The sequence below is a fragment of the Acinetobacter pollinis genome (assembly GCF_015627175.1).
Lineage (GTDB): Bacteria > Pseudomonadota > Gammaproteobacteria > Pseudomonadales > Moraxellaceae > Acinetobacter > Acinetobacter pollinis.
Genome location: NZ_VTDQ01000044.1, coordinates 1 through 10,349, shown reverse-complemented (window position 1 = coordinate 10,349; position 10,349 = coordinate 1). Strand labels below are relative to the sequence as shown.

Annotated in this window: 12 protein-coding genes; 2 read left to right on the top strand and 10 right to left on the bottom strand. The window is 34.1% G+C overall.

The annotated features are described in order from the left end of the window. A partial coding sequence (locus I2F23_RS13845) for a hypothetical protein (RefSeq protein ID WP_213014726.1) occupies positions 1-184 on the bottom strand: 184 nt, incomplete at its 3' end. 2,007 nt (positions 185-2,191) lie between these two features. Here I2F23_RS13845 and repM point away from each other — a divergent pair. Next, positions 2,192-3,115, top strand: coding sequence for a replication initiation protein RepM (repM, locus tag I2F23_RS12115; RefSeq protein ID WP_195772853.1), 924 nt, complete (start codon positions 2,192-2,194; stop codon positions 3,113-3,115). Between the two features lie 508 nt (positions 3,116-3,623). Then, positions 3,624-3,905: a type II toxin-antitoxin system RelB/DinJ family antitoxin gene (locus tag I2F23_RS12110; RefSeq protein ID WP_195772852.1), complete on the top strand. Its 282-nt coding sequence runs from the start codon at positions 3,624-3,626 to the stop codon at positions 3,903-3,905. On the opposite strand, the gene I2F23_RS12105 is transcribed toward I2F23_RS12110, so the two are convergent. From I2F23_RS12105 to I2F23_RS12065, 9 genes are all read right to left on the bottom strand, one after another. Then, positions 3,902-4,273, bottom strand: a complete 372-nt coding sequence (locus I2F23_RS12105) for a hypothetical protein (RefSeq protein WP_195772851.1) — start codon at positions 4,271-4,273, stop codon at positions 3,902-3,904. The genes I2F23_RS12110 and I2F23_RS12105 overlap by 4 nt on opposite strands. Before the next feature lie 72 nt (positions 4,274-4,345). Then, positions 4,346-4,990, bottom strand: a complete 645-nt coding sequence (locus I2F23_RS12100; RefSeq protein ID WP_195772850.1) for an SMI1/KNR4 family protein — start codon at positions 4,988-4,990, stop codon at positions 4,346-4,348. A 33-nt stretch (positions 4,991-5,023) separates the two neighbouring features. Further along, positions 5,024-5,488 (bottom strand): DUF2247 family protein, encoded by a 465-nt coding sequence (locus I2F23_RS12095; protein WP_195772849.1) that lies wholly within the window; start codon positions 5,486-5,488, stop codon positions 5,024-5,026. Positions 5,489-5,522: 34 nt separating this feature from the next. Continuing rightward, the gene (locus I2F23_RS12090; RefSeq protein WP_195772848.1) at positions 5,523-6,167 is read right to left on the bottom strand and encodes an SMI1/KNR4 family protein; all 645 of its coding nucleotides are present in this window, start codon (positions 6,165-6,167) and stop codon (positions 5,523-5,525) included. Positions 6,168-6,199: 32 nt separating this feature from the next. Then, positions 6,200-6,844 carry an SMI1/KNR4 family protein gene (locus tag I2F23_RS12085; protein ID WP_195772847.1) on the bottom strand — a complete coding sequence of 215 codons (645 nt, stop codon included), beginning with the start codon at positions 6,842-6,844 and terminating at the stop codon, positions 6,200-6,202. Positions 6,845-6,875: 31 nt separating this feature from the next. Further along, the gene (locus tag I2F23_RS12080) at positions 6,876-7,226 is read right to left on the bottom strand and encodes a hypothetical protein (RefSeq protein WP_195772846.1); all 351 of its coding nucleotides are present in this window, start codon (positions 7,224-7,226) and stop codon (positions 6,876-6,878) included. Beyond that, entirely contained in the window at positions 7,213-8,559 is a 1,347-nt protein-coding gene (locus tag I2F23_RS12075; protein ID WP_195772845.1) for a MafB family polymorphic toxin, read from the bottom strand. The genes I2F23_RS12080 and I2F23_RS12075 overlap by 14 nt, the downstream gene beginning before the upstream one ends. A 3-nt stretch (positions 8,560-8,562) precedes the next feature. Beyond that, positions 8,563-9,522 carry an adhesin gene (locus I2F23_RS12070; protein ID WP_195772844.1) on the bottom strand — a complete coding sequence of 320 codons (960 nt, stop codon included), beginning with the start codon at positions 9,520-9,522 and terminating at the stop codon, positions 8,563-8,565. Positions 9,523-9,585: 63 nt separating this feature from the next. Beyond that, a partial coding sequence (locus I2F23_RS12065) for a hypothetical protein (protein ID WP_195772843.1) occupies positions 9,586-10,349 on the bottom strand: 764 nt, incomplete at its 5' end.

The window sequence follows — 10,349 nt, the reverse complement described above, 5'->3', positions numbered from 1 at the left end:
TATAGCGTTCTTTGGGAGATAGCGTAAGCTGATAACGCTCGGTCCATTTTTCAACAAATTTGATAAATTCCTCGTTATCTCGAAACCTCATTTCAATTTCTTTATACAAAACACAATTCGATCTAACGATCTCATCTTGTAGCTTTTGCATGACAATTTTTGGTGAGTGTGAAAAATAGATCATAACCGCATCCTTTCCAATTTTTTTAATAAACTACAATTTTTTAGGAGATTTAACAATAAGGATTTAAGGATATTTAATATTAAATAATGGAATTTAAGGTATTAAATTCTTAAAGAATTTTATTTAATTTTTAAAATAGGGATTTAACAATTAAGTAGTTCCATGAATTTGACCTCATAAACGTAATCTGATAACTTGATCTTAGATTTTGCTGTTTTTATTAGGTCTGCCAAACCTTTGTTTTTTAGATATTTTTATCTGATTCTCAAGGGTTTAGCCAACCTTTCGAGAATCAGCATCAGTCGGTTCATCATTACTGCCATTTTGATGAATTACGTCGGTGTAGCTGCGTGCGTGGGAAACCTAGCTGGCGCGGCTGCAACGAGGGCTGAGGGGTGTGATTCCCCTTTTCTACTCATTCCATTCGATTTTTTAAGTAAGTCGGGGAAACTGTGGTTGGGCGACAAGGACACGGGAATCTAGGTGACTAGATCAACCCTGCCAATTTTGAGAGGTTGAGAGTTTGCAAGGATTGATAAACTCGTTAAGAAACCCTACGAGCTGTTAGCGATAACAGACGTATGACCAACAGGTGGGCTTTTGAGATGATCGTGAGATCATAGGGTTACAAGTCGAAAGATGGCGTAATCGGTACTCAAACAGTAATTTTGTGAAATTGTCGTGATGACATTCAAATTTGCTCAGTTGAGATCAATGGATAGCTCAAGCCTGTAATTGCGTGTCAGCCTGAAAAGGTCAAACTCGCATTTGGTAGTGAAAGTGCTTTACCTGCTTTGACGATTTGTAAACTGTATTAATGCCCTTAAATTCTTGGAACTACGGAGGGCGGAACATGGAAAACAGAGCAAATTGAGCAGATAAGCGATCTACACGTTAAGACAGAATTGGATAACTTGGGACACACTCAAGACCGTTTTAAGTATAGCATCTTTGAATAAAGTGCAGGCAACATACTAGGTCGTGATTCGCAAGAATCTTGATGAGTGTTGGAGATCAGATCAGTACAAAAAACATTATTTTGATGGTTTGCAGTCAGTCCGAGCGAATAAAAACGTAAGTGCTGATAATCGGGAAAGTCTGAGCCGATGGTGATTGATGTGAAATATCTAAAACAGTGTTTTGTGCGGGATTGGCTTCCCCCACAGATTGGTTTCTGTAATACAAAACACTGAAAAACAGTAAATTTAATTTTTCAGAGTTTGGTTACTGCGAAAAATTCAGGCGTTGGCACGGCAATGGTGATGCACTTTAAAACATCAAAGATTAATAGCCAGAGCTATTCGAGTTCACTCACTCGCTAAAATGAGCCAAAGTCCTGAGTATGACTATAAACTGCTTTCCTTTGTTTTAAGGCTCTCCACGCCACAAAAAATATTTTTGGTACATGGATAGCATAACAAGTAAAAACATCGCACAGAGAGCCTTAAAATCGCATTTATCGCAATATTTATCATGTACGAATAGTGATTTTTCTTTTATTGAAAGATTTTGATGTTGTGATACTTGGTTTCAAAACAAGATTAACAAAACGAAGTGACTAGAAATTATTTGTCTATTTCCTCCCCGATTACATGCTTTTGATTTTTCGGCATCGCGGCTCGCGGCTATTACAAGCTGAAATTTACTATCACAAAGAATTGCTTTTGCTTTTCAAAAAGTATTGAGCGTAGCGAAATTCATAGCTTTTTTGTCTTTGATTTTAAGCTTTTGGGGCTTTTAATACTTTTAATACTTTTAATACTTTTAGGACAATTTTTTTACTTTAAAATCAATATTTTACTTACCTAAAAAACAGGTTTACTTACCTAAAAAACAGGTTTACTTACCTAAAAAACAGGTTTACTTACCTAAAAAACAGGTTTACTTACCATTTAGACAGCTCAACTTTTATATTGTTTTAAACAAGCTTGTTATATAAACTTGCTATATCAACTAAAAAGTACTCAGGCAATGAAAAATAATCTAAATAATAAAACTGGATCAATTATGAAATTAATTGTGAAAAGTAATGCTTTAATTGAAGCAAGTTATAAATTTGATCAATGTGAGCAAAGGCTTGTTTTACTAGCTATAAATACAGCAAGAGAACAAAAAAAAATAATTACGGAGTCAACACCAATCACAATTTTTGCTAGTGATTACGCAAAAATGTTTAACACAACAAGACAAGCTTCATACCTTGCATTAAAGAATGCTGTTGAAAGTCTTTTTTTTCGTTATGTCACAATTTATGATTTTAATGAAAGTGGTCAGGAACTAAAAAAAATACATACACGATGGGTTCAAGATATTGCATATTTTGAGGATAAGGGCTATGTAGAACTCACTTTTGCTAGATTAATAATCCCTTTTATATCAAGACTAGAAAGTCGTTTTACATCTTACGATATGTGCCAAACTGCTAAACTCTCAAGTAAATATGCAACACGACTTTACGAATTAATATCGCAATGGCGTTCAGTTGGTAGTTTTAATATGTCTATTGCAGATTTTCGTGAAAAAATGGGGCTTGATGAAAATGAATACAAAGCCATCTCACACCTTAAAAAAAATGTCCTAGATCTTGCTGTATTACAAATTAACACTCATACAGACATCAAAATAAGTTACGAGCAGTATAAGAAAGGGCGAGTGATAAGTGATTTTTCATTCAAATTCAAACAAAAGAAACAATACAAAAAAGAAATCAAAGACGTAAAACGTGATCAAAACACGCCTGATCTATTCGTAAAAATGACTGATAAACAGCGTCATTTTTTTGCTAGTAAATTGTCTGAAATGCCCGAAATGAGTCGATACTCAAAAGGAACTGAAAGCTATCAGCAATTTGCCTCTCGAATCGCTGACATGCTTTTAGAACCTGAACAATTCAAACAGCTCTATCCAATCTTAGAAAAAGCAGGATTTTAGCCATAAAATCCTGCTTTTTAAGCGTATTCATTATATAACTATCTAATTGTTCATACAGCCAATGATACTAAAGCCGTGTATAGCCATATTCGGTGATTTTTACGTGTATGTAGTTTTGAACGGTTTGACTATACTTGTACATTTAGTCCATATATCTTTTTATTTGTTTAATTAACAACTTAGATATATAGAAATTTATGGCTTCATGCTCCGAAAAAAACTTCCACGCCCAAGCTATGCACCCTTAAATTAACGAGTTGGCTCACCACGAGATTTAGCAATTAGAGCAAGTGCTTTCAGCTTCTTCGACATGCTTGTAAATAGGCTTGCATATCTTCTTCTGTTGCTAAATCTCCTGCATCATCCCATTTTGTCGTAATTAAATTTTGAGGATCAATCATGGTTATTCTCCTTTTACAACAAGACAAAATCCAAGAACTTTCACAATATTTAGCAAGAGTAAGATTTAATGATTAAATTACGACATAAAAGTTATGGAGATTATTAAATGTCGAGATTCATTGAAAAAAGCGTTCAATATTCTGTTGATAAAACTATTTCTGAGTCAGCAGAGTATATTATTAAAAACCTTGGGCTAACCCCTGCATCTGTTTTTAGTATGGTCATGGCAGAAATTGCTCGAACAGGTCGAATCCCTGTAAGTAATCAAATTAGTGATGATGATTTTAATACAGCACAACTTATAGCACTTAGCCATAATATCCCAAGTGTAAAAGTATCTAATATCAAATCTGCTCAAGCATTTTTAGATGATGATGGTGGGTACTAATAGTTAGCCCAAATATCATTAATTACGTATTGCTTTGAGGTTTCCAATAAAACACAAACCAATAGCTTATGTTTTGAAATCTTTTTAGCATCTAAAATCGCTTTTTGTGGTTCATCATATATCATGGCTAATTCAGGTGTCCGAGCATAAGCAACTGAAAAAGAAATATTATTGTCATTAATTTTAGCTACAAATTCATCTTTTTCAGGTAGATGAATAACATAACCTTTTACTGTACTATCTTGTGGTAAGCCTAGTTCAGCTAGAACTTCTGTTAGACTTCTTTCAGTTCCATAAAAATCATCTTTTTGTTCTTGAGCTTGCTTTACTCTTTGCTCAAGTGTACCCCTTTGTTTAGCTTGCCCCATTTACTCAACCTTTTCATTTAGAACTATATTCTATTCTCTAAGTTTAACCCGAATCACTGATAAAAAATCGTACTAAATTAAATCCAGTATCCCACCAGAATATTTAGTATAAGTATGCTGGGTTAAAGAAATTAAATTACCATCTACGTAATAAAAATTTGAATTAAAATAATATATTTCTTCAATTTTATATGATCGATACTTGGTTTTATAATTTTCAATTATTTCTTTAGAAAGTAGTTTTGAGTCTACTGATTTAAAAAATTTAAAAAATTCATAATTATCTGAATAATAACAGAAAAGCAGGCTATCAATATTGCAATAATGAATATTATCGATACCATCAGCACCATAAAAATCTCCGAGATGCCCTTTTTTATTATTAATAGCTGTAGCCTCCCCATATGGATCAAAACTAAAATAAGTACTTCCCGGGGGAGTGATTTGTTCATTGTTCAAACGGACAGATGCTTCATCTGGATCTAGGTAATAATCCTTAAAATCTTCAAAACTATTGGTTCCATAATACGTTTCTATAAATCCTCCACCATATTTCATTAGAAATTGTAGATGATCATCCCGAAGGTCAATACCGTGCGCTTGGGTAAATTCTAGAATTTCTTCTTTACTTGGACTTGGTTTAAACTTTTCAGGACGTGTCTGTCTTGCTCTTTGTTCAAACAGTTCTAACAGCTTTTTACTTAACCGACAGTTCATGACTTGTAAATAATTTCTTATTGGTGATTCGAGTTATAAATAGCATTTAATAATTTTCTCCCATTTTTCATATAAAGATTTACCCAAGTTAGTTTCATCTACAGGCATATAACTTACAAGTGAAGCTATTATTTCAGGATAATCAAAGTCACTATATAATTTATCAATAGTACTCTGTACATTCTGAAAACTATCCTTGTGCTTATATAACCAAAACAACTCTAATTTCACCCATTTTTCTTTAGAATCATTGATATATATATCAAGGTCTATTATTTTTTTAAGCAATTCTTTCAGTTTAAAAAGTTCGTCTTCTTTTAACAGAAGTATAGCAGTAATATTATCTGGAATTTCTTCTACATTTTCCAGATTTTTATCAATATACTTTAAGGCATCCTTACTATCCAAAAAATTGTTTACTAACCCGTAATATATTTCTTCATAGGATAGAAAAATATTATGGGTTAAAAAGAAGTCTGCATTTATATTGTAATTCATACTACTTAATCCGAATCACTAATAAAAAATCGTACTAAATTAAATCCAGTATCCCACCAGAATATTTAGTATAAGTATGCTGGGTTAAAGAAATTAAATTACCATCTACGTAATAAAAGTCTAAACCAGTAATATATATGTCTTCAATTTTATATGATTGATATTTGGTTTTATAATTTTCAATTGTTTCTTTAGAAAGTAGATTTGAATCTACCGATTTAAAAATTTTAAAGTATTTATAACACTCTATATAATAATGGAAAAGCACACTATCAATATTTCCATAATTTACATTATCGAGACCATCCCCTCCATAAAAATATCCTATATGACCCTTTTCATTATTGATAGCTACCCCGTCTCCACATGGAATATAACTAAAGTAAGTGCTTCCTGGGGGAGTGGTTTCCTTATTATCTAATTCAATCTGCTTTTCATCGGTTTCTAGATAGTAATCTTTAAAATCTTCAAAACTATTGGTTCCATAATACGTTTCTATTAATCCTCCACCATATTTCATCAGAAATTGTAGATGATCATCCCGAAGTACAATACCGTGTTCTTGGGTAAATTCTAAAATTTCCTCTTTGCTTGGACCTAATTTAAACTTTTCAGGATGTATCTGTTTTGCTCTTTGCTCAAACAGTTCTAACAGCTTTTTACTTAACCGAGAGTTCATGATTTTAAATGATTTATTATCCGTAATTCGGGTTAAATTAAATTCAATATCCCACCAGAATATTTAGTATGAGTATACTGAGTTAAAGAAATTAAATCACCATCTACATAATAAAAATCTAAACCACTAACATATATATCTTCAATTTTATATGAGTGATATTTAATTTTATATTCAGAAGTTCCCTCTTTTAATAATAAATCTTTTTCTTCACTGAAGAAATTATATCTTCTTCTTCCAGTTATAAAGTAATGAAAAAGTACACTATTAATATTTCCATAATCTATATTATCGATACCATCAGCACCATAAAAATCTCCGAGATGCCCTTTTGTATTATTAATAGCTACAACTTCTCCAAATGGAGCGTAACTAAAATAAGTACTTCCTGGGGGAGTGATTTGTTCATTGTTCAAACGGACAGATGCTTCATCTGGATCTAGGTAATAATCCTTAAAATCTTCAAAACTATTGGTTCCATAATACGTTTCTATTAATCCTCCACCATATTTCATCAGAAATTGTAGATGATCTTCACGAAGATCAATACCGTGTGTTTGAGTAAAAGCTAGAATTTCCTCTTTGCTTGGGCCAAGTTTAAAGTCTTCTGAGTGCGTTTCTCGTACTCTTTGTTCAAAAAGTTCTAACAGATTTTTACTATTTAACCGAGAGTTCATTATTCTAAATGATTTCTTATTCGTGATTGGGTTAAATAGAGCTATTATGCGGAGAAGTTAATTCAGCATTAATATCAAAACATCTAAAAGATAAATTATCGTCTTCAATTTGATGAACATCATATTTAACTCTCTCCCAACCATTAATATTATCTTCAATAACTAAACCTAATATCTGATTAAACTGACTATCAAAATCAGATAAATTTAAATTTGTCACTCCAATAAAATTAACTATTAGAAAAGGCTGCTTTATATCAAATAAATCCTTACATAATCTTAGCTTTAAATTATAAAATCGCTCGATTTCATCATATTCAATGGTGAATGAGAAGATATGTGCGAACTCTGTTATTAAGTTTTGGATTTCATTTACTTTCATCTAAATTAACCCTTGTTTCTTTCCCACCTGGCGTATTTGATGAGTATTCGTAATAATGAATATGTGGATCAGAATGCTTATTCTTCCCTTTTGCATAGCCGTGGTCTGTATAATCAACTCTTTCTTTCATTCGACCATATTCGTCATAAGTAATAATAGATTCTTCTAATTGTCCTGTATGAGGATTATATCGTTCTTGAAGTCTTGTCGTATTTCCTGGTTCTGTTTGTTTTGGAGCTTTACCTGAAAAGACCTCATCGGGAAAAGTATGTGATGGAGTAACTGGTGTTTCTTTAGATATAGGAGTATCAATTGGAACCTGTGGTCTTAATGGCTTAGCTGAAACTGCATCAGCAATAGTAGTACCTTCTTTAATTCCAGTTGCAAGCTGAGGCGGAACAATGACAGTTGCAACCCCTATACCTTCCAAACTATTCGGGTGATTAAGTGCCCAATCATGAGCTGCATCAATAATATCGTTTTTAAACCCATTCGCAACAGCTAGAGCATCAATCGCAGAACCTTTACCATCCGCAGATAACTCAGACATACCTGCAAGTGTCGAATAACCTGATAGCGCACTTAAGCCATCCGCAGCATCATGAACACCTAATAGATCAGAAATAGGTCGTAACGGACTGAGCGCTGCATCAACAAGACCATTAAAACCTTGTGCGATATTCCCCCACGTATTGAGTTTGGGATCATGAATAAAAAACTTATCATGGCTCTGATTTGCTCCATCAACAAAGTCTTTGCCTGCTTGAGAAAATCGATCTAAAAATCGTTGCGAGGTTGAACGTTGATCATTGAGTTGTAGCGAAATACGTTGAGCATTGCCATTAATCGTATAATGGTATTCATCTCGGGCACCTGTAGGTACAGGATAGCCGCCACCTTGCTCACCATCATATCCATCGGCAGGGTGGACTTTCGTACCACTCCAGTTTAGCTTAAGGACAGTAAAACCATCGGCAATACTACCTTCCTCTGTGGATTTGGATTGACTTGAAGTTTCTGAAAAGGGAGCATGCTCATCCCAATGATGCCCAGAAAAACGGGTGTTATAAGTGATATCACCATCAACAACCACATTCTCTAGACGTAAACTACCAAACTGTTGGTCGTATACAGGAAGGACGTTAATCCTTCCTTCTCGATCAGTCGTTCCTCCTCGTGGAGCACCAAACAGGTGATATTGTCCCCCAGGTTCAAAGTTACTCCGATCTATACTGCTTTGCACAAATGGATCGTTGGTAAGACTTCCTGCAAAAACCTGTGTAATGACTGTCAAAACACTCAATAAGAATAAGACAATACCACGCTGAATCACGAATTATTCTCCTTGAGTTCTATTTCTTAAAATAGCAGGAGAAATGCTTGGTTGGTTTGAGTTTGGGCTATTCCATGTTGGATTTTCAGAACTTTGAATGTCTTTGTAAGGACGTACATCTGAGAAATCGACAAGTAAAGGATCAGAAGGTTTTACTGTTTTTTTGACTTTAAAAGGTCCCATCCAAAATGCATATTGCTCTTTGTAGCCTGCTTCAAAAGAACGTACCGTCGGTTTAATGACTAACTGTTTTGAGCGACGATCTATCGCAAAATATTCAAGTTTGGTGACTGCTTTTAATGATTCAGCGTTATAAACATGCATTTCTGTACGACTACGGATCGTGCCAAAAACGTCAACATTGATGAATACATCCGTATCAGCTTGCTCAGGAGATACCACATCAATGCCACGTAGATAAAACATGGTTTGGATCAAATTAGACAAGAAAGAAACATCACGAGGATTTGTTGTTAATGTTTCATTACGGTACTCACCCATGCCGTTCGTTCCAATCGATAACGCTTGGCGACTCATCCCACCTTCAGAGGTTGTTTTAGAATGGCTTGGTGCATTGAGTAAAGCATTTGATTCAGTAACACTCGATAACGAACCTGCACTGGTACTGCTTACCGTTTTTGAAAGTGGGTAATCATAGTTTGTTGATGAACTTGGATTATTTAAATATTCACCACGAATCAGGGCATCTACAGAATAACGACCGCCAGACATCGTACCTGAGCCTTGATCTCCCATCGTTGATACATAGATTGCAACTTTGTGATTCACCAGAGAAGATAAATCAAGCTCTTTTACCGCCGCACGAGATGAAGCTGCAACAACTTCTTGTTCAACAGCAAAACGTTTTCCTCCCCCATGAGAAGGTAAGCCTGTCAGTGTCCCACACCCCGTTAAAACTGCTGTAGCACAGCCTAAAACGGCCAACTTAGTGATTACTTTCATACAAATAGATTTAATTGTTACTTTGTTAAATATTGTAACATACAAAATTAATACTCACTGCGATCAGCGAGTATTTTTTACACTATTTTCAATAACACTTTGCATGTAATCAATCATTTCTTTTGGTTCTGCATTGGCTTTAAATGGGGATTTAAGGCGTTGGATATATTTCAGATTTAAGGAGCGATAATAAGCTAAATAATTTTCACCATATTTTGCTTTAAATAGCTTACGTTCCTTTGCCCACAATGTTCCAACTTGTTTGCGTACACCTCTAAAGCCATGATAGCTCTCTAAAACTTTCAGGTGCTTTTCAAAATATGTCTGTTTTTCTTGCTCTGATTTATCAACGCACTGATTCCAACGGTTAATCAGTACTTCCCCTTGTTTTTTTACTCTGCTGTAAGACTCAGAACCAATCCTCCAAGTCCAATCTGATGCATTTTGTTCGCGTCCTTCGAATTCATCTTTGATTGAACGCATTTGTGTCAATCTAACAAGTTCATAATTACCAAATTTAAGAGGTCTATCAAAGATATAGTAAAAATCTTCAGCACCTTCGATAGCATCTTTTAGTATTTTATTAGCCCTATGGATCGGAAGTTTACCCTCATAAAGTTTTTGAACATCAACATTGCAAAAAAGGTAAAAAGTAACCGTAAGACAAAAACCTGTTTCTGAACTCGATATAAAATCAAAGTCTGAACGTTTGAATTTTTCAGGAGATTTTTTATAAACCTCTATCAATTCTTCTGTAAAACCATCACTATAACTTAGATTCGGATGAATGATTAAATCAAAAGTAGCTGCACCTTTTTTCTTTTTTT